Annotated in this window: 17 protein-coding genes; 7 read left to right on the plus strand and 10 right to left on the minus strand. The window is 41.7% G+C overall.

Annotated elements, in window-relative coordinates; translation table 11 throughout:
* The first annotated feature begins 165 nt into the window (after nucleotides 1–165).
* From GKO22_RS05945 to GKO22_RS05965, 5 genes are all read left to right on the plus strand, one after another.
* A complete protein-coding gene (locus GKO22_RS05945; protein ID WP_166333198.1) occupies nucleotides 166–2,094 on the plus strand; it encodes a hypothetical protein in 1,929 nt (642 codons plus the stop codon).
* Nucleotides 2,095–2,108: 14 nt separating this feature from the next.
* On the plus strand, nucleotides 2,109–2,933 hold the full coding sequence (locus GKO22_RS05950) for a DUF2490 domain-containing protein (RefSeq protein ID WP_166333199.1): 825 nt from the start codon (nucleotides 2,109–2,111) through the stop codon (nucleotides 2,931–2,933).
* 43 nt (nucleotides 2,934–2,976) lie between these two features.
* Entirely contained in the window at nucleotides 2,977–3,858 is an 882-nt protein-coding gene (locus GKO22_RS05955) for an MORN repeat-containing protein (RefSeq protein ID WP_166333201.1), read from the plus strand.
* 117 nt (nucleotides 3,859–3,975) lie between these two features.
* Nucleotides 3,976–4,455 (plus strand): hypothetical protein, encoded by a 480-nt coding sequence (locus tag GKO22_RS05960; protein ID WP_166333203.1) that lies wholly within the window; start codon nucleotides 3,976–3,978, stop codon nucleotides 4,453–4,455.
* Nucleotides 4,456–4,485: 30 nt separating this feature from the next.
* Nucleotides 4,486–4,749 carry a PLD nuclease N-terminal domain-containing protein gene (locus GKO22_RS05965; RefSeq protein WP_166333205.1) on the plus strand — a complete coding sequence of 88 codons (264 nt, stop codon included), beginning with the start codon at nucleotides 4,486–4,488 and terminating at the stop codon, nucleotides 4,747–4,749.
* 95 nt (nucleotides 4,750–4,844) lie between these two features.
* On the opposite strand, the gene GKO22_RS05970 is transcribed toward GKO22_RS05965, so the two are convergent.
* The 7 genes from GKO22_RS05970 to GKO22_RS06000 all read right to left on the minus strand — a co-directional run bounded on the left by GKO22_RS05970 (nucleotide 4,845) and on the right by GKO22_RS06000 (nucleotide 14,687).
* On the minus strand, nucleotides 4,845–6,716 hold the full coding sequence (locus GKO22_RS05970; RefSeq protein WP_166333207.1) for a RagB/SusD family nutrient uptake outer membrane protein: 1,872 nt from the start codon (nucleotides 6,714–6,716) through the stop codon (nucleotides 4,845–4,847).
* 18 nt (nucleotides 6,717–6,734) lie between these two features.
* Entirely contained in the window at nucleotides 6,735–10,046 is a 3,312-nt protein-coding gene (locus GKO22_RS05975; protein ID WP_166333209.1) for a TonB-dependent receptor, read from the minus strand.
* A gap of 123 nt (nucleotides 10,047–10,169) precedes the next feature.
* Nucleotides 10,170–11,309: a FecR family protein gene (locus GKO22_RS05980; protein WP_166333211.1), complete on the minus strand. Its 1,140-nt coding sequence runs from the start codon at nucleotides 11,307–11,309 to the stop codon at nucleotides 10,170–10,172.
* 50 nt (nucleotides 11,310–11,359) lie between these two features.
* A complete protein-coding gene (locus tag GKO22_RS05985; protein WP_166333212.1) occupies nucleotides 11,360–11,938 on the minus strand; it encodes an RNA polymerase sigma factor in 579 nt (192 codons plus the stop codon).
* 191 nt (nucleotides 11,939–12,129) lie between these two features.
* A complete protein-coding gene (locus tag GKO22_RS05990; protein ID WP_166333214.1) occupies nucleotides 12,130–13,044 on the minus strand; it encodes a helix-turn-helix domain-containing protein in 915 nt (304 codons plus the stop codon).
* A gap of 42 nt (nucleotides 13,045–13,086) precedes the next feature.
* On the minus strand, nucleotides 13,087–13,923 hold the full coding sequence (locus tag GKO22_RS05995; RefSeq protein WP_166333216.1) for an SDR family NAD(P)-dependent oxidoreductase: 837 nt from the start codon (nucleotides 13,921–13,923) through the stop codon (nucleotides 13,087–13,089).
* 170 nt (nucleotides 13,924–14,093) lie between these two features.
* Complete coding sequence (locus GKO22_RS06000; protein ID WP_166333218.1) at nucleotides 14,094–14,687, minus strand: DUF4468 domain-containing protein; 594 nt, start codon at nucleotides 14,685–14,687, stop codon at nucleotides 14,094–14,096.
* A gap of 337 nt (nucleotides 14,688–15,024) precedes the next feature.
* Here GKO22_RS06000 and GKO22_RS06005 point away from each other — a divergent pair, with 337 nt between their 5' ends.
* Entirely contained in the window at nucleotides 15,025–16,851 is a 1,827-nt protein-coding gene (locus tag GKO22_RS06005) for a tetratricopeptide repeat-containing sensor histidine kinase (RefSeq protein ID WP_166333220.1), read from the plus strand.
* Nucleotides 16,852–16,893: 42 nt separating this feature from the next.
* On the opposite strand, the gene GKO22_RS06010 is transcribed toward GKO22_RS06005, so the two are convergent.
* A complete protein-coding gene (locus GKO22_RS06010; protein WP_206367830.1) occupies nucleotides 16,894–18,084 on the minus strand; it encodes a glycoside hydrolase family 76 protein in 1,191 nt (396 codons plus the stop codon).
* 363 nt (nucleotides 18,085–18,447) lie between these two features.
* Nucleotides 18,448–19,446 (minus strand): hypothetical protein, encoded by a 999-nt coding sequence (locus GKO22_RS06015; RefSeq protein ID WP_166333222.1) that lies wholly within the window; start codon nucleotides 19,444–19,446, stop codon nucleotides 18,448–18,450.
* Between the two features lie 389 nt (nucleotides 19,447–19,835).
* On the opposite strand from GKO22_RS06015, the gene GKO22_RS06020 reads away from it, so the two are divergent.
* Nucleotides 19,836–20,081 (plus strand): JAB domain-containing protein, encoded by a 246-nt coding sequence (locus tag GKO22_RS06020; RefSeq protein WP_166333224.1) that lies wholly within the window; start codon nucleotides 19,836–19,838, stop codon nucleotides 20,079–20,081.
* A gap of 352 nt (nucleotides 20,082–20,433) precedes the next feature.
* Here GKO22_RS06020 and GKO22_RS06025 read toward each other — a convergent pair whose 3' ends face one another.
* Nucleotides 20,434–21,153: a hypothetical protein gene (locus tag GKO22_RS06025; RefSeq protein ID WP_166333226.1), complete on the minus strand. Its 720-nt coding sequence runs from the start codon at nucleotides 21,151–21,153 to the stop codon at nucleotides 20,434–20,436.
* Nucleotides 21,154–21,206 lie beyond the last annotated feature (53 nt).

Raw genomic sequence — 21,206 nt, forward strand, 5'->3', positions numbered from 1 at the left:
AATAAGGCATGCTACCTGCCTTTCACACTGTACTACATTTCAAAACACGAACAAATAATGATTTATAGACATCTCTATAGATTTTTTCTTTCTTGCTGCTACCCTATCCAACTTTCCGCCTTACCATCTTGTCTAGTTTTCACACTATTTTTTAGCCTTTCTTCTGTGCAGGCACAACAGCCCGCACAACGCTATGAAGGGCGATATAGGCTACTAGATTCTGTTACAGGAACAGCTATCTATGATTACATCATGTTAGATGGCGACACGGTAAAAAATGGAAATTTTCGCTTTCAACAATTCATCGAACACTATCAAGATAGCGATACCATCCACGGTTTTGTATTAGACGGTCCTTTTACACGAAACGTCAAAAATGGCGCTTGGCGTTTTGTCTCTCGAGATTTTACCGTATCTGGCAATCCTCAAGCATTGGACGCACGAGTTGTTTACAATGTTACTGGAGAAGAATCTCTACTAAAAACTACCTTCAAATCAGGCACCGTCGACGGCCAATATGAACTGCTGGATCGTAAATTGGTAGATTCTGATGCGGCTGATACCACTTATTACGCGCAACTCTCCTATCAAATGGGGCAACCTCGAGGCACACTCCGAGGTTTTGCACCGCAGCTACAGACGCAAGGACAATTTGACGAAGAAGGATTTCCACATGGCGACTGGCACTTTACGCATGCGCAAGACAGTGCGGCGGATATTATCGAAATCAGGCGCTATGATCACGGTTTCTTTAGCAAACATTTTTATGAGATCGATCAAGAGCGCTACGAGATAAGCCACATCGGTTTCGACACATTGGTACGTAGTGGACAAGGATTACTTACGCGTCTTCCAGTTACATCCACTTACTTTAGAGCTCTTGAGTACACCGAATTAGTGATGGATACCACGGCACTTACTGGGTTGTTTACGGATGGTAATTTGCAAATTCTACTGAGTCGAAGCAACCAATTTATGGAGCGCGTGTTAGCCAATCCGGCCTCATATCGTGGGAAAAATGTCTGGCAACGCATTGAAGGGAGCAAAATAATAAGCCCAATACGCATCAAGATTCGGAAATTCCCATTCTCCGACGAGGAGAAGCGATTGAACATGGCTAACGAAAAGTTGCTACGAGAAACACGTTTAATTATTGCAAACTTTCTAGATAATCCGGCTGTACAAACGGGGCGCTTCTCTCAATTGGAGCTCGCCCGCAGTTTCGCCGCTTTCCGTATTTATGAATCTCGGCTAACAGCTCTGGCGCCCTCCATTGCATTTCTAGTTGATCAGGCGGCAGAATATGTGGATCATCATGCGATTCTCAACCGTAAGAAGCTGGCTCTACGTTATCCTGATACGATTTCCTATGAATTTAAGAATGCGAACGCCACCTATTCATATGCTTTTCCACCTTCGCTAACAAACTATGATGTGGCTGCTATTAACCAACATCTTACCGAAGTATTCGATGATGTACAGCGTGTGGTGCACACTTCGGGAGCATTCCTAAGTAATGTCGTGGCACAAGGTGAATTAACGGAGAAAGAAGAACGACTTATTGATCTTCGGGATTCCGTTATCCAACTATTTTCTGAACAGGAACTCACCGAAACATTTACGAAGTTGCATCAGCGGTTTAGCGAACCGACAAACCTAGCGTTAGAGTCTACTTTTCGCGACTACAGCTTATTATCAGTACAAGATCGTTTGCTAGCAATCGATAGCCTATTATCTTGTTACCAAACCTACGGTGGTTTACACGCTACGCTAGCAAACCTTCAACAACGACTAGACGAACTGGATGCAGAATATACGCGTAGTATCTGGAATGCGTACACCTACACGTATATGGAAGAGCGTGTCAAAGAAAGGCTCTACAACATCTATAACGATCAGCTGATACCGTACCTACTGACCGCGCTGGAGCAAAATCTTAATTGCGATACATTGAGCGCTTCGCTTTCGCGCATTTATTCCTTGCTGGATCGCATGATGGAACTGCGGATGGAAGATACCCGACAGCTAGAACATCAGCTTCGACGTGCTCCAAAAGATCCTGAGCGTTACTTAGAAATCATTATCACTAACTAAGTAAACGAAGGATAATGATGAGACTCAAACTAAGTACCACATCTTTCGCATTGACGCTATTTTTGATGTTTGTATTGACGGCGAACGCGCAGGACGAGCGCCCAACCGAGGCGATCAAACAACCCCTATCGACCGCTGCATGGAATGGCTTTTATGGAAAATTCCGAATCAGTGACAAGATCTTTTGGGACGCCCAATTTCATTATCGGCGTGTTGGAAACGAATCAGCCGATTACTTTGGACAAATGGGGCAAATTTATAATAGACATGCTATTAACTATTTAGTCAACGAACGCTTTAGTGTCTCTTTAGGTCCTGTACTTAGGCTCAACTTTTCACCCGACCCCGGCAATCCTGAATTTGAGAGCTTAGTTTTAGAACCTAGGATCTGGCACGAATATCTTTTTGCCATGCCACTAACAAGAAGCATGATCTATCATCGTATTCGTATTGAGCATCGCTGGAGCCGATCGAATGCCGTTGGAGCAGATTGGATATTTCGTAATCGCTGGCGCTACAAATTCTATATGAACATCCCGCTAAACAATGATAAACTAGCTCCCGGAACGGTTTTTTTCACACCAGATGTAGAGATTATCATGCAAAATGGCAAGAAAGTGGTAGACAGCCCACTAGAAGACCTTCGGATCAATCCTTCTATCGGTTACATAATAAACCCTCGCATAAAGATTACGGCGGGGATGATGTACACGACTGGACAAACCTTGGATGCTGGTTATTTGTATACTAATCGCTGGATCTTCCGCACCAATGCGTACTTCTCATTAGATTTTCGCAAAAAAGAATCGCGCGTACCACGCACGCGCCTTTTTGATTAAACAGGATGGATTATTTATCCGCTACAAAACGATTAGATAAAGAATGACAACAGCACAAAAAGTGATTGGAGCATTAACGATTATTTCAGTTTTGCTCTTTGGAAGCATTATTTATGTTAGCTCCCAAAATAGGGAATTGCGGGAGAAAATAACAACGTTAGAAGCTCATTACGCAAACCAAGAGCTGGCAGACAGCGCTACCCACAACCCAGTACAATCCATCGATGAGATGCTATTCTCAGGACAATATGCTGATGCGCTGGAAAAATATCAAGACCTACAGCAGAAGAAAACATATTCCGTGAATGATGCGGATCTAGTTGCTAGAATATCGGTCGTAAGAAGTTTGATTGCCAATGCCAGCTCTTCTCGAGTCGATAAACCAATCCAAGCGGCTCGTGATAGTATTGCCAAACCAACCTCATTGGTCGAACGTGAGGATCCAGCAGATAGATCAAGTAAAAATAATAAAGACACTGATAGTCTTGAAAATAAGATCACCGAACTAAACCGAAGATTAAGTTCTAGAGAAAGAGCTTTGGAAGAGAAGGAAAAGCTCAAAGCGATGGCAATACAAGGCCCGACTGGCCAAACGATTCAATATGTAGGCGATACTAAAAACGGTATGGCGCACGGCACAGGAACTGGCGTATGGGATGCAACTGGCGGGACATACAACGGCGATTGGCAACAAAATAAGCGACATGGCTATGGTGTATACAATTGGAAAGATGGCGTACGTTATGAAGGCGAGTTCCGACAGGACAAAAGAGAAGGTAAAGGCTCTTATTATTGGCCAAGCGGTGAGCGCTACGTTGGTCTTTGGAAAAACAATCAAAGACACGGTCATGGGGTTTTATACGACAAGGATGGCAATGTAAGCTTCGATGGAAATTGGGAAAGTGATAAGCCTAAACGTAAGTAATGAAAAAGCCCATTAATAGTAAACTCACAATAAGCGATCACACACCGTAGAAACATTTGGCCAGATTTATGCTAATCATCCTATAAAGTTTATTTTTTAAACACTTAGATCTTACATATGAAACTTTATTTGGGAATTGTTGGATTCGTATTAACCATGATATCCTGTCAACAAAACGGCAATAAGTCACATACTGGCGACAGTATAAATGAGAAAGATAGCTCTTCTACATCAACGCATACTTTAGATGATGGCCACTATTGCTATATCCTTACAGAGGGTAACAATAATCAAGATACGACCAAGGTGCATTTTATAATCAATACAAATGAGGTGACCGGCGAAATGGACTGGTTACCTTACGAGAAAGATTCGCGTAAAGGTACACTCCAAGGAAGTATCAATGGAGAGAATGTCGACGTAAAATGGACGCATATGCAGGAAGGCATGAGCGACACGTTGCAACTTCAATTTAGGTTGACTAGCGGTATGGAATTATATCAAAAACCACTGAAAGTAAACACCGATAATCAACGAGAAGAGACGGACGAGTCTGCCGACTATTCGATAAAATATGCAGCGGTAGATTGTAAATAGTTTTTAGTTTTTTAACCTTATTTCCCCCTTATGTCACACTTACTATTCGTCGATATCAGTCCGCTTGCCATCGGAATTATCGTAGCTATTCCAGTCTTATTTCTTTTGGTGGCGATCTATCAGATTTTGAAAAAAGAAACAGGACTGACTAAAATTCTTTGGATCTTGGTCGTGCTTTTCTTTCCATACTTAGGAGCAGCGATTTATTTTATTTCTCGTTATCTCGACAACAAAAAACGTCGGGATGAAGAGCGTATAATCCGTCAGGATGCTGAAAGGAGAGATCTTTTGTAGATTGGCTAATAAACCTTCCTGATAATAAGAAGTAACTTCGTCATTCATTTTAGAGGAATGACGAAGTTACTTCTTATTAAACTGCTATCTAAATCCTAATCCCAGAAAGGATTTTGCACCAAATTAGGGTTTTTATCAATTTCGGACTGAGGGACAGGATACCAATAGTTTTTAGGGGTAAACACCCGACGTTGATAAACGGACCTTTTGAAAAAAGCTCTGGGATTGCTAGGGCTATCATCTCGCTCGGTACCAGAGAAATTCATGCCGAAGAAATTGCCATTGAGTGCCGTTTCGCCAATTTTCCATCTCCTAACATCTCTATACCGAATACCTTCATTGTTTAATTCCACACGTCTTTCTCTTCGGATAGCTGCACGCATTTGTTCTTGCGATGCAGGGACGGCCAGTGCATTCGCACCGGCACCATACTGAGGTATGCCAGCACGTACACGTATCCTATTTACATACTTCAAAATATCAGGATTTCCCGGTTCTACTTCATTCAGTGCTTCTGCATAATTCAAATATGCCTCACCTAGACGATAGAGTATACCCGGTCGGTAAGGATTCGTTCCATTGCGCGGATCATGATTAGGATGTACTTTTTTGCGCAACAGGTAACCATTCTGTGGTGCATCGTGCGTAGGCCCACCATCCCAGTTACCACTGTAAAACTGCGTGGTACGATTTTCTCGACGAAACCAAGCGCCATTGTACAACACGGAAATGTAAAATCGAGGTTCTCGCTTGGTATACATATTAAATGTACCAGCCAAAGTCACTTTACCATCACCTTTGGATTCTACCCATTGCGTATTGCGCACTTCATCATTTTCCGAAAAACCATTTTCCGTGTAACCAGACAGTGGATCATCAATAGGACGACCATTTTCCATAAAAAAGGCATCTACTAATGATTGTGTGACTCCCATACCGCCATTTCCACCGGTACCACGTGGCTGCGCATGCCTATCGTATTCCCAAACGTTAGATTCTGGACGCGCAAATAAAATTTCGGTATTTCCGTCCTGCGGACGGCGAAACATCATATTCTGATACGACAGAAAGGGATCTACACTACCATCTGGATTATATTCTACGTATAATTTATGTCCCGCAGATTCGGCTCTTTCAATCAATAATCTATTAGCTTCTACCGCTTTGATCCATTTGTTCGCATCTTGCGCGCTGCTGTAAATCTCTACCCCATCTTTGTTGGTAAATCCATTGTAATCCGCATTTCCATTGACCAGTGGACTCGCAGCAAAAAGTAGGAAGCGCGCTCGAACTGCCAGACACATAATGGCAGTGGCACGTCCATATTTTTGTGCATTGCTATAGTTGTTTGGCAGCAGCTGTGAAACATCTAGCAATTCTTGATCTACCCAGGCGGCAACTTCATCGAAAGGAGTTTGGCCGATCATCAACTCTTCTTGGCTCGCTGTAGGATCAGTCAATCCTAACTGAAACGGAATCGCCCCATAGGTTTCAAGCAATAGCGAGTAGTAATAGGCGATCATAAATCGCGCTTCTGCTTTCATTAATGCCACTTCCTCTTCTGTAACTAATTGCGCTGGATTAGCTTTTACATTGTCTAAAAAGATGTACGCAGAGCGAATGCGTTTGGGCAGCTCTACCCAATAATTCGGACCCCAAGAACTACTCGGATTCCAGTTTCCGGTTTGTTTTCCAATAACCGTCCAGCCGAATTGTTCCCAACCCGTTGAAGGTGCCATATCGTCGGAAAGTGGATCTAATTCGATATCTCTCGCATAACCCCAATATGGATCAGGAATATTACTGTAGATGCCTGCAAGCCAATCTTCGGTGCGTGTTTTATCATTGAACACCATTTCTAAGGTAAGCTGATCGTCGGGCATCCTATCCAAGAACTTCGAACACGATGTGGAGACTAAAGCCAATGCAGCACACAGTACTTTTAAAGTATAATTTATCGCTTTCATAATGAGCTGTTTGTCGTATTATTTAAAATTCATTTCTAGACCAAAGGATACCGATTTCATGATCGGATATCGAAGGCCATTGTTCACGCCAAGTTCTGGATCCCACAATTTGAAATCGGAAAAGGTCAGTAAGTTGTTGCAGCGTGCGAAGACACGGAAATTGCGAATATGGATCGGATCTAACCATTTGCTTGGCAAGCTGTATCCCAGCTCTACATTGCGCAGTCGGATAAAACTCATATCTCGCAACCACCAAGTCGAAGCCATATTATTGTTAGCACTTTGATAATCGGAAAGGCGCGGATAGAAAACATCCTGACTTGGGTTTTCTACTGTCCAGCGATCGTTCACATTCGTATACATATTTCCCATCGCACCATTCGCACTTCCTGGTATAAAATTCGATCCGCCAATAACGCGATAGCTGTTGCCAATGCCTTGTAAGAAGAAGCCAAAATCCACCGATTTGTAGCGCAGATTAGCACCAAAGCCAAATACGATCTGAGGATCTTCCGTACCACCGATATCCGTCATGTCGAGCGCATCGATAACGCCATCGTTATTCAAATCGCGGTACTTGATATCACCGGGGCGCACAGGGCCAAACGTATGCCGCGGAATCCCGTCTCGTAACACATTGTTTTCTACGTCTGCAAAATCCGCTTCCGTGAATAAGCCTTCATCCATTAAGCCAAACAGTTGGCCGACTGGTTTGCCTGTTGAAGAGCGCGATGTACCGATCACCACACTCGGTTCATCCTGCTCAATGATTTTGTTCTTCACGTAGGTAAATGTTCCGCGCATCGATAAAAACAGATCTTCGCTAAGCGCTCTGTTTACATCCAAGGAAAGATCGATACCACGATTTTTGACGCGACCATAATTGGCCCACGGTAACGCCGTGAACCCACTCGATCCTGGGATAGAGCGCCGTTGCATAAAGATATTGCTGCGATCTTCGTTGAAGAAGTCGACCTGTAAATCCAGCGCATTCCATAGTCCGAGCTCAAATCCAATATTGGCTTTAGCCACGGTTTCCCAAGTAAGATTTAAATTGCCTTGGTCACCTTCCATACGTCCTGCTCTTCTAAAATCGTTATCCAAACCCCACGAATAGCCATTCCCTTGATTAATGGTTGTAATGTAAGCGAAACGTCGTCCGTCTAGTCGATCATTACCTACCAAACCATAAGATCCGCGCAATTTCAACTTGGTAAAGGTGTCTTTTGCTTGTTGCATAAAAGCTTCTTCGGAAATGAGCCATCCTAATGCAAATGAGGGAAAGAATCCAAAACGCTTGCCTGGGGCAAAGTTTTCGGAACCGTTGTACCCAAAGTTAAACTCGGCAATATACCGGTTGTCATAGTTGTACGAAAACCGACTGGCAATACCTTGATTGCGGTAAGGCAGCAGATCTCCATTATCATAATTGCGTTGGTTGTACAGAAAAAGCGCATCTACATTATGCTTACCAAACATACGATTGTAGGTTATGGCGCCTTCCATATATACACTTTTATCACCCCATTCGGAGCCAGTGTCGTATCCCAGAAATTCCTGTCCGTAGCTATCGATGACTAATTGCAAATTGCCATTCTCATCACGCCCCACAGCCGGATTGTAGTAATCAGGGCTTTTGCTACGAATCACTGAATTGTTTGCGTAACGATCAAAAGAGAATAAACCGCGTGCTTTTAATCCGGGTAGAAAGAATTTCAAATCCTGCTCTACCGAGAAAAGTGATTCTATTTTGCTAGCGCTAAAACGCTCGTAACCGCGCTGCGTAGCGAGTGCCCAAGGATTGGTACGAGATGGCGTACGTGGGATTTCACCGGAAGAATAAATCGTTGGGTGTACATACGGCGGAATGACGAAAGCTTGAGAAAATAGTTCATCTACACTTTGCGGTGCACGACTGCGATCTTGTAGGTATCCACCAATATTGAGCCGGAACAATGTTGTCGGACTTACATTTACATCGACATTCGATCGTACATTATACCGATTTAATTTGGAAGAGGAATCCCATGATTGAGTGCGATCTCGCTCAATCAATCCGCCCTCACTAAAGTAGGATGTGACTAAGGAGTATCGCAGCACATCTGATCCACCATTGACACTCACATTGGCTCTAGAATTTTGCGCGCTATTCATCAAAATCTCGTCGAGCCAATTCACATCCGGATACAGATCCGGATCTACGCCATTACGAATATTATCCAAACGTTCTTGACTGTATAGCCCCTCCTCGCCACGCTCTCTGCGGATGCTGTTCATTACCTCCAGATAATCGGCTGCGCCGATAAATTCTGGCAATTGCGTGGGCGATGTGATACCTTGCTCGAAACGCGCTGTCACGGTCGGCTTACCGATTTTTCCGCGCTTCGTGTTGATTAATATGACACCGTTCGCTCCGCGAACACCATAAACGGCGCTTGCAGCAGCATCTTTTAGTACGGAGAATGACTCAATCTCTTCTGGATCCATATTATCGAGCGAACGCTCCACTCCGTCCACCAAAATAAGCGGATTGCGATTGCCTCCAAAAGTGCTTACCCCTCGAATCCAAAAGTTGGAGTTATCGTATCCCGGTTCTCCAGATCGCTGTACCGCAATGACACCGGCTAATTGCCCTGCTAGATTGTTGCTCATGGAGCGAGAAGTACTCATTTGCAAATTACGCGGTTGTGTGGTGCTGATGGCGCCAACTACCGATGCTTTGCGCTGTGTACCAAAACCGACTACGACAACCTGATCTAACGTACTCGTGCTATCTTCAAGCGCAATTCGATAATCTGTACGCGTATCGAGCGCCACCTTTTTAGACACGTAGCCGAGCACCGAAATGCTCAAATCGGTATCTACAGAAGATACGCGAAGCGAAAAACGGCCTGATTCGTCTGTGGTGGCTTGCCGGCGGCTGATGTTGGAAATGATAGTCGCATTGGCCAATGGTTTCTGGTTTTCGTCTACGATCTCCCCTCCGATCAGACGGTTTTGCTGCACATTGGTATTTCGAGCGGCTCGCTGTATGATGATCGTCCGATCTTTGAGCGTATAGCTCGCACCCGTGTTAGCGAATAGCGTGCGTAACACCTCGCCTACGGGCGTATTTACAAATCGGTGTGAAATTTTTTTACGATCGTCAAAATCACTCGATGAATAGATAAATTCTAATCCGGTCTGGGCATTTAAGTCTTGGAATGCTTGCTTATAGGTGATGTTATTAAACGATACAGTGATATTTTCCTGTAAGATATTCGTATTCAAGGTATGATTACCGTAAGAATAAAATGGCAGCACACAAAAGCATACGATAATTCGTGCCATAGACAGTAATAGTCTATGTTTTTCAATAAACAATTGATACATTTGAAATAAATTGATTAGTCAAATAGTTAATTTTTTAGTACCCAAGAGTATAGGTTAGGAATGTTGCACCATTCCTAACCCTTATTTTAAGCCAACATAAATCACTCCTTTCTTTTCATAATAGGTTATTGTATTTGTCATCTGAATGATATCCAGAATATCTTCTAATCGCTTGTAACGACTTATAATACCGGTAATTGGAAGATTTTGCACAGACTTTTGCACCGTGATATCTTTCCCGTACCATTCGGATAGTTCCATCATTACATCGCGTAGGGGCTGATCGTCAAAGTAGAATTGCTGTTTGCGCCAAGCCATAAGCTTCTGTTTATTCCCACCCGCAGATGCTACAAAGATGCGTGGATTGTCTGCTGCGACAAAGCCAGTCTGACCTGGTCGTAGAAGCACATGATCTTGGCTAGTATGATGGCTCAACCGAACGCTACCTTCGTGTAAATGCACGGAGTGTTCTGCACTAGAATTGGCGTCGACCGTAAAGACTGTTCCCAAGACAGCGACTTGTTGAATAGCCGTCTCTACAAAAAACGGAATATTGCGCCCCTGCCGTTCCATTTTGGCAACATCGAAAGACACTTTCCCTTGCATGTGCAATTTTCGAACAAGAGAAGCTTCACTCCATTGGTAAGCGATTCGTGCACCAGATGCTAGTCGCGCTATGGTACCGTCGGACAATAAGACAGCGAAAGCTGCCTTCGTCGGATTCGTGACAATTAAGCTATCTTCCGCATGCGCTGATTGCATAGCTGATAGATCCAACACGTTCTCCTCATTCAGCGCAAGGTAACGCGCCTCTTTCGGTACGCTATCTAATAAATTGGCATATTGCAAATTCCCTACGGTTAGCGTCGGGCCATTTTGATTTTTTTTGCCTTCGGCAAATGAATGATCGTCGAACCATCCGTGCCAATTAACCATAGTCGAAAACGTCAGAAAAATTAATAAAATAGCAGCAGCTGGTATAAATATTCGTCGAAAAGGATATCTAGCCGGTTGCTTGTTGGCGAGCTGCCGATCGATTTCCTTTTTCATCTGGCTTTTGATCTGGCTGAGATCCGATGTAGGCCGATGCTGTTCTTTAGCTTCAACTTGGTCAAAGAATTTTTCTACCAACTTCTGCTCCGCACGATTGGCTTTACCGCGCTTGTAACGGGAAAAAATAGATAACAGAAAGATCTTGACTAAATCTCTATTTCGAAACATCAGAAGTCGGTTTATCGATGGTTATTAACTATAAGTCGTAACAACCGTACCTAACTCCCAAATAAAAAGAATAAAAAAAGGTAAATAATTTTTTCGAGCAGTAATTTCAGGGATGTTTTGGAAGTCAAGATTTGGTTTTGAATCGTTTTGACGGAAACATCTAGCGCTGCACTAATCTCTTTGGTGGACCGTCCTTCCTCAAATTGCAATCTGAATATTTCTCGGCGTTTCTTCGGTAGTTTTGCCATCCAGTGGTCGATTGCCGCTGCGTATTCCTTCTGAAGTAGTTTGCTATCCGATGCCTCACCGTCTACGATATCATCAATAAAATGCTCCAATGCTTCGAATCGCGCACCTGCTTTGCGAAAGCGATCAATCGCTTTAAAACGCACCGCTTGCTTTAGATAGGTGTGTACGTGAGCGATCTGCTTAGCCGCGCGTTTGCACCAAAGATCGATATATACCTCTTGAATCAGGTCTTTCGCCAGATCTTCGTCCTTGAGCATCCCATATGCTGTATGGAAGAGGGATTCCCATGTTCTATTGTAGATTTCATCAAACGCAGTCTTATCATTCTGCTGGGTAAGCAGAAACAGTTGTTCAAGACTGTCATGTTGATAATTCGGCATCGGTAGATAGCTGGTTAGATAAAAATGCGTCGAGCAATTTATAAAATATTAGCTCGAAACGCAAAACTCAGCGCTCTAAGTCTACCTATTATCTTCATTTATCTGAAGAGAAGGTATTCTGTAGCATCATTAAGACGTATTTTTAAAAACGGGTAGAATAGCCCAAAAGGCGAGATCTTACCGGAGTGAGATCAATTGAAACCTGCTCGAAATTCTAGTGGACTTTGTTTGGTTTTACTTTTGAATACTTTATTAAATGATTGCGGATGTTCGAAGCCGAGCTCGTATGCTATTTCTGCGACGGATAAGGATGTCGTGCTTAATCGCATTTTGGCATAGTCAATCATTTTTCTCTGAAGATGTTGCTGGGTATTTTGCTGCGTGTAGATGCGCAGCAAGCTTCCCAGATAATTGGCAGAAATGTGCAGTTGATCTGCCATATCTTTCACTGTCGGCAAACCATTCTTACCTAGGCTTTCGGGCGTGAAGTGTTGAACCAAAATTTGCTCAAAACGGGTAACCAGTTCTTGGTTAGACTTTTTTCGGGTGGTGAATTGCCGTTGGTAAAAACGCTCTGAATAGATGAGCAGTCTCTCGATCTGTTTTATGATCAAGTCCTGACTAAATTGATCGATGGGAGATTGATACTCCCGCTCGATGCTTTCCATAATCTCTACGATCACGGTTTCTTCTTTATCCGAGAGAAACAAAGCTTCGTTTACGGCGTACGAAAAAAACTCATACGAGTTGATTTTGGCAGCCAACTCGCTGTGCCACAAAAAATCAGGATGTATGAGCAGTAGCCAGCCCGAAGGTTCGACTTGGGCGTCGGGGTTCATCTCAATTTTAAGAAATTGATCGGGCGAGCAGAATGATAGCAAGCCCGAATCAAAATCATAGTGTTGCTGTCCATAGTTGAACCGTGCATTCACATTCCTTTTCAGACCAATAGAATAAAATTGCTGAATCCACTTCAGTGCATGATCATTCACTGGGTAATTTACTTTACTGTAATCGATCAAGCTAATGAGCGGATGCTCCGGCTTTGGCAAACCGCAGAAAGTATGAAACTCACTCAGTGAATGAAAGTGAAAGGTATTATCCATCGATCTAAAAATACTACTTTTTACGTATCCAATTGCACTCCATTAAAATCCGGTGGAGAAAGTCAATTCTTTCCATTTCTCCGTCTCTTCCTGCAAAAGATTGATTTTCTGCTGCACCATTTCGTAAGCATCGGCACCCATTACTAGATGCACAGGCGGATTGTCTAATTGACTCACCCTAATCAGCAATTCGATCCCTTTTTGTGGATCATTTGGTTGATTGCCATTAATTTGCTGTAAGTGCTGCGCTTCACTTTCTCTAGCAGACACATAGGCGTCTACTGGAGAGGTTGGAGTTTTTGCCGATCCAGCGGTTAGAAATTCGGTACGGAAATAACCCGGATAAACTAAGGTAGTATGCACACCGAAAGGCTTCATCTCAACAGCGAGCGCTTCGGTAAAACCTGCGACGGCAAATTTGGTAGAGCAATAGATGCCAAAAGCTGGAAAGTTGCCCACTAAACCACCAACAGAGGCAATGTTAAAAATGTGTCCAGATTGTTGCTCGCGGAGATGCGACGCGGTGTGCCGGATCACATTTAGAGAGCCAAATACATTGACATCAAAATTTGTTCTGGCTTCTTCATCGGAGAGTTCTTCTAAGGCACCGATCTGACTATAACCGGCATTATTCACCACCACGTCAATACGACCAAATCGATCTACCGCTTTTTGTACTGCTTCTTTGACCTCCCCATCATGTACAATATCCAATTCTATTGGCAAAAAGTTCTCATGCTCTCCAATTGCCTCCGTTAGCGAGCTGTTGCTCCTAGATGTGCCAACCACATCGTACCCTTGTTTTAAAAGTTCTGTTACCAACGTTTTTCCCAAACCTTTGGAAGCTCCCGTAACGAACCATACTTTTTTCGTTTCCATCTTTAATTTGTTTTAATTTCTGATAGAACAAAGGTTGGGAATCCGAGACTTTCTAAAGTAGCACTATCCGTGGAGATTGTAGCCAAATCGTGGATAGATATGATATAACGATAAACAGATTTATCGCTATACGTTCTAGTAAATAAATCTACTATGACCAAAGTGTGATTTTACCAATTATCAATAGCTTTAGATTTTTCGGTAATCTCTTTTATCAAGGAATTGAAATGGTTCTCTAATCCATCTCGTGCTTCCTGTGAGAGTACCTTTCCATTTTTGTCAAAGACAGCATACTTTGAGTTTTTGGTTTTGACGAGAGCGAGATACGACCAGCCTGTCGCCCAGCCCGATTTATAACCACCTTCGTACCACCTCCGACATTCGAACGAAGGACGATTAAAACGGATTTTATTGTCTTTGAATTGAATGGATAAAGTATAAGAGATGTCGTATTTGTACGTTGTTTTACCGATTTGTATGGGTGATACTTTAACCTGATCTATGATGGCTTCCTGTTCATAGCCTTTCACGGTAATGCTTTCGCCCTCAACCACACTTAGCACTTCTTTAGGATCTTTATACATCGAAGTTAGCGCGCGAAGAACATTGTTGTACAGCACCTCCTGCTTTACATTTGGAAAATCAACTACCGCATAGTCCAAATTGTCAGCAGCGACAAAACCAGAGGATGTTATGGTAAAGTATTGTCCATATCCTGCCTCCGCAAATAGTAATAATGCAATAAGTGGAATAAGTCTTTTCATAGAAATTGTTCTTGGTTACATAGTTTGACAAGGTCATTCGAATCATATATACACATTTCCCCTATCCGAGAAATCGAAGATATTTGACATCAAATCTAGTATGAAAAGCACAACGTATATATCCCTGAAAACCAGTATTTATATAGTTAAGCGACACTTTTTATAAAATATTCTTTAATTTTATTCTGTGAATTCCGCGTACTAGTAAGTCCGCATATTAATATCTACCGAAGTGAAACCCTTTATTAATCCCATAGTATTATTACTATCAGTAGTACTATGCTCCTTTTCGTCCAATGCTGTGTTGGATGCTGATATAGATCAAAAAACTGAGTATTTGCAGGAGCTTCACCGTAAGCTCCGGGTGATCTATTATACGCAAGATTTTGTGGGTACGTTAAAATTCGAAAAGGAAGTGGAATCACTGAAAACGTCGATTACAATCCCCAACCTATTGCTTACTGATATACAAATGCTGTTTGCCAAAAGTCTGTATAATCTCAGTAACTATGAGCGATCATTGCCGCTGGCATTAGCACATCTGAACAGCTACGAAGAACTTCGAAATGCCAAAGGTATTGCCGATGCGCGTAATCTTATCGGGTTGATCTATCTCGCGCAACATCACTATGATGCTGCCCTCGACGAATTTAAAAAGTCGGCAGCACAACATAAAGCACTTGGAGACGAGCAACGTCTTTCTGCCAATTACCATAATATGGGCTTGGCTTCTACATCACTAGGCCGTCTGCAATACGCGAAGTCGTATTTTATAAAAGCTAAATCCCTCGCTGAGAATTCTGGATATGTGACAGTCAGTGCCATGGCAGAAAATCGGCTCGCCGAAATGTACGAAAATGAGAATAACCTAGATACAGCCATGCTGCTCTATAACCGAGTGCTGCAAAATAAATCGGTGATGAGCGAATGGGAAAACAGCTTTGCCCACACTGGAGTTGCTCGTTGCTATTACAAATTGAAACAATACGACAAAGCCAAAAAGCATGCCGTGGAGGGGTATAATGTCGCTGTTAAACTAAAGACAAAATGGGATATTGTACGAGCTGCAAAAGTAGTCGCTGAGGTCAATGCGGCTTTAGGGGCATTTGAAGAGGCTTTCACCTATCAGCAGCGGTATGATTTGTACAAGGATAGCATGCTCTCCGAAGACAAGCGCATTAGTTTAGATTCTATGCAGATCGCCTATCAGCGATCTGCCAACCTGAAGCTTACAAAGGAAAATAGTATGATGGATCAGCAACTGCGTATCGGACAAATACTACTGTTATTTCTTCTTTCGCTCGTGATTTTCGTACTAGTGATCTGGTATACGACTCGCCGGCATGCAAATACTACTTCTGGGCTCAATAGTGAACTAAAAATGCATAGCCAATTGATTACAGAACGCAATGCCTTGATCGAAAGTCAGAATGAAAAGTTGCGCGATACGATTGTGACCAAAGATTTTTTAATAGCCGTATTGAGCCATGATTTCCGTAGTCCGATGTCGGCAATCTTGAATGTTATCCAATATTTAGAAGACACGACGTTGAATGCGGCTGACAGGAAGCATTGGTTTGAAATCCTACGGAAGCAGACACTTTCTACGATGAAGGTGATGGACAACTTATTACTCTGGTCTGAAACGCAAAAACATATCATCCGCACCGATCCAGTGGCAGTAAATGTATCCGAGCTAGTTTCAAACGCCTTGGAAATGCTGGAGCAAACATTGCGGGATAAGCAGCTAAATATTATTCATCATATAGATGATGCAGCTATCGGATATGCTGACAGAAATCACCTACAGATTATCCTTTCCAATCTTATCTCCAATGCATCGAAATTTACAGAGAAAGGCGGAACCATTGAGATCAGTTATCAGGATGCTGAAGAGGATCTAAAAATTCATATTCGTGATAACGGTGTCGGCATGAGCGCCATGAAACTACAACAAATTCAGTCTGAAGACACTATGTTACAATTAACCGAGGGCACAGAACAAGAACGTGGCTTTGGCATCGGTATGCAAATTGTGACGCATTTCTTAAAAGCAAACAACGCCCAGCTCTTGATAGAAAGCACAGAAGGTCACGGCAGCCATTTCACAGTCATTATTGCTCGGTCATTTGCCCAGCAAGACACACTATTGCATACGACATAGCTTTTGTAATCTACACCTACTTACCAAGAAAATCCAATACGGTCAATGACTTAAACCTGCTAAACGTGCGTACATCTCTGCGATGGCGAACTGATCTAGCAGCCACTTTTTGTCGCTATTTGGGCTTTTTCCTGTCCAATTCTTGCTAAACAAACCATCGCTATTACGCATACCCGTCCACGCATGATCCATATTCGCTTGGAATGCATTGATGTATTGTTTGTTCTGATCCTGATGATATAGCTCCACGTATCCGCGTAGCATCACCGCGATAAACCAGTTATCACTTCGCTTCAATTGCGGATAAGAAGCGGTAGCATCTTTTGTGAAAAACTGAGCTAAACCGCCCTTGGCTGATGCTTGGGCATCTGCTAAATACTCGTTTTTACCGGTGATTTTATATAACAATGCTCCCGCTTGGATCATTTGCCCCGTATTGTACGGATATTTGGCTTCCTGTACTTTGCCCGCCAAATTGATATTGTCCCAATACACGTGGTCTTTCGGATCTTGCAGGTTATCCTTCGTCCAACTGTAAAGCTGTATAGCTTGATCTAAATACGCTTGGGATTTAGTGGCTTCGTACACTTTGACCAAATACACAACTGCCGGCGCGTTCGAGCAGGTGTTTTTAGATTCCTTTTTCTGTTCGCACCAATAAATTCCACCGCCTAGCTTATCATCCATGCCACTGGCAACAAAACGCCAAATTTCTTGCGCCTTATCCAAGTATTTTTGCTCTTTTGTCTGTAGGTATAAGTCCGTAAAATCGATACCCAACCACACATTATCATCATAAAAACGATCGGATGGCGCAGCGCTATTGATGTAGGATGCATATCCTGCTGGCTGACGTGTGTCATAATAATTATCCAACCCAGGAAGTACAATTTGATCGATATGGCTTTTCACATCTTCCGCATCACCATGCTCTAGCAGCGCAACATAAGCAGATAAACTTCCTGAAAAAGGCCACAGATAAGAGTATGGATTGGTTTTGCTCTGATTTTCGCCACCAGCAAGGTAGCTCGCGCTGTAGGTATCATCAAATGGATAATTTTCTCGAAGCAAATGTTTGCCATCGGGCACGGTATACAAATTCTCTATTTTGGATAGGGTTTCGCTTGCTTTCTCGTAATAGCCGTTTGCAGTTGGTGTCTGTGCGTTCAAAGTGCTAGATATACACAGGGCTATTCCCGCTGCTAGTATGTTTTTCGTCTTGTTAATCATCATTCTTACTATTTCTAATAAATTGGTACATGTACGATTCAGATGCTCTGGCTATTCTTCCCCTTTGTATATTTCTATGGAAAAATGCTGTATCGAAAACAGAATCGGGAAACAGGCACCTATTGGTACAAATTTAGATAGCCAACAGGTCTTCTTGATGGATTTATCTAATGGAGAGACAAATTAAAAATAATTATGGGAAGTCACCACATTGATTTGACTATTTCCAGTTGGGGCTGATACGATGTTACGTTAACGAAAATAGCTAATATTAGGCGAAATGGAGATAAACATTTAGCTCATCAATTTAACAAAAAAGGTGCTACTTAAAGGATACACATCAAATAGCACCTTCTTAAAAACTACTTATATTTGGACATTGCCGTGCTCATGTCTTTTTTTGTTAGCAATAGTAGCGCCTACAATAGCAGTAATGGCTCCCAATACGAGCGCAAAAAAACCCAAAATTGCGGCCTTACCTAATGCACTGGACGCTTCATCACCAATTCTTTTCGCTTCTTCTTTGGCTTTTTCAGCCGTTTGTTGTAATTGCTGCTTCGCTTGGTCTGCGGTTTCTGCCCAGTTGCGCACGATCATTTTGGCTTCTTCTTTCGACTTTCCTGTACGCTCAGAAACAATGTTTGCAAGCGCTTCCTGATCGGCTGCAGATAATATATCTTCTTGGAGATCGATTAGTTTTTTTATCAGCGATTGTCCTTCATCTTGTAGATTAGTTGGATCTTCGGCTACCTCTTTCCCAGATTTCTTAACTTCCTTTTTCGCTTTATCGAGTCTATTTTCTAGATATTCTGGTTGCAACTCTTTCTTTCCACTTTGGCGAAGAAGTGTCGTAGCTTCTTTCTTCAGGTTTTTCAAATCTTCATTATCAATACCTAACTGACTACCTACCAAATTAGTGGCATCGGACGAAATATCGCTAATTACATTGCCAGCGGCATTAAATGTTTTCTCGACTACTTTTCCTATTCCGCCAAGGATATTTCCTAAAGATGATGTAACAACATAAAGGCTCAACAGAGTAAAGATAGCCCAAGTTAATGCGCCATGTACTATATTATCGATTTTATCGGCACTATTGTTTAACCATCCTGCTACCCAACCTCCAGCAAAAAGGGATAATAGGACAGAAATAAACCACCAAATAATGGTACCTGTACCGTATCCGCTAAAGGGGTTTGAATCTGTGGTTGGCGAAAAGCTGGTTAAACCAATACCTACGCCCAACATCGATAACAATAACTGTATGATTATTGCCAATAGGACTCCTGTTACTACTGCGCTCCATGATATGCGCTTTAACTTAAAATAATATTCTTCTCTGCTTTGCTTGTTCATGTGATCCATAATAAAATTTGTTTTTTATTGTAAGTGTGATTTATGTAATTGAAAAATTGTTTCGCATTGTAAAGCGCAAGCATCCTTATCTAATAAAACCGCAAGTACGAGGACTAAATCAGAAATAATATTCTATCAACCTCTAAAAATATCATTTCAACACACCGTAAGCCATCAGGTAAAGCTCAATAAAAACCAAATTTTAATTTCTTTAAAAATAAATTTAATTTCATTTTTATAATGTAAAAACACAAAAAAGTTTATTTTAAAATCTATTGTATTAATAAATATTCTAAAAAAGACACAAAGATGTGTTAAAAAGAAAAATTAACAAGGGTAGCCGATTATCGGCCAGATACAGGTAAGGTTACCATTGGGACGCAGGATTAATGCAGTTTTTGGAAGAATTTAAAGTACTGTTACTAAACAATTCTAACAAACCTCTAGGGGTGGTTGACATATCTGTCGGAAGCAAAGATGGTGTAATGGTAGATATGCGCGTGATATTTTCAATTGCACTCAAAGCATCCGCATGTAAAATTATACTAGCTCACAATCATCCTTCTGGAAAGCTTACTCCAAGTGACCTAGATCGGGATATCACCAGAAAAGCTAAAGAAGCTGGAAAAGTATTAGATATATAGTTGTGTGACCATTTGATTTTGACTACAGACGGTTACTACAGCTTTTCTGATGAAGGTGAAATCTAGATCGGAGCATATGAATAATCAAAATAAGCCGCTAAAGGAATTCTTTAGATGGATATTGTCCTTTGCAATTTTTCTGATTGTCATGCTTCTCGTATTCTACATTCTAAGCTATTTGCTAATACTTGCAGGTGGATTGCTGATAATATTTGTTGGAATTGCTTTTTTATACGGATTGATTAAAAAATAAACACTCCCAACATCATCGCTTGAAACTTTTGTGGTTTCTGCTTGGTGTTGGGAGTTAAATTTAAATTATCAAAATTGCAGAAAGTGACTTACGGTATTTCTACTTTGTACACACTGATTCCCTAAGCTCTAAAAATCTTGAAATGTCATCAAGAAAATCACTTTTAATATATCTTAAAAGGCGAATTGACTCGTTGTACATCTTAAGAGTAAGGACATTATCATTATCGAAATATTCATTCGCTTCTACAAGTCTCATATGAACCCTGTCTCTGATCTTTAATATGATTGAATACACCGTCAAAAATTCAACGGATACTTTAATCTTATTTGCAAGCAAATCTTTAGCAAGAGGATGCTTCATATTCTGGTTGCAATTGATAAATCCAGAACAGTGTGAGTTATGACGACAAGTTAAATTATCTATCTTGCAGTGAGTTCCTAAATCATATAGAACTTCCATAATCACAGCTTCTACAATCGCAAAGTTGTGAGTTATACAGTTTTTCAAGAATTGATTCTTAATAGCTCCGTAAATCTCTATACGATTAAGGATAAAATTATTAAAGTCAGTCAGTTGCAAGGAATAAGCAATATTATTAAATAGCACTCTATTCTTACCCACAAATGAACTTAAAGAATAGTTTTGAATGAATTCCGCTTTTCTACGCACATAATTGTAAGGGATTCTAATTTTTTCATAACTATCAGGATTTATATTGGAAACTGGAGTTTGGTGGTCATCTCTTATTCTGTTCTCTAACCTACGGATACTTGTGGTCACATCATTGAACAAATCTTGAATATCTTGGACTTTCAAATTTTCAGTTGTTATGGTTTAGTTGGAAATATGGCATTCCTTCAAGAATTGCC

Source organism: Sphingobacterium chungjuense, assembly GCF_011316935.1.
Classification (GTDB): Bacteria; Bacteroidota; Bacteroidia; order Sphingobacteriales; family Sphingobacteriaceae; genus Sphingobacterium; species Sphingobacterium chungjuense.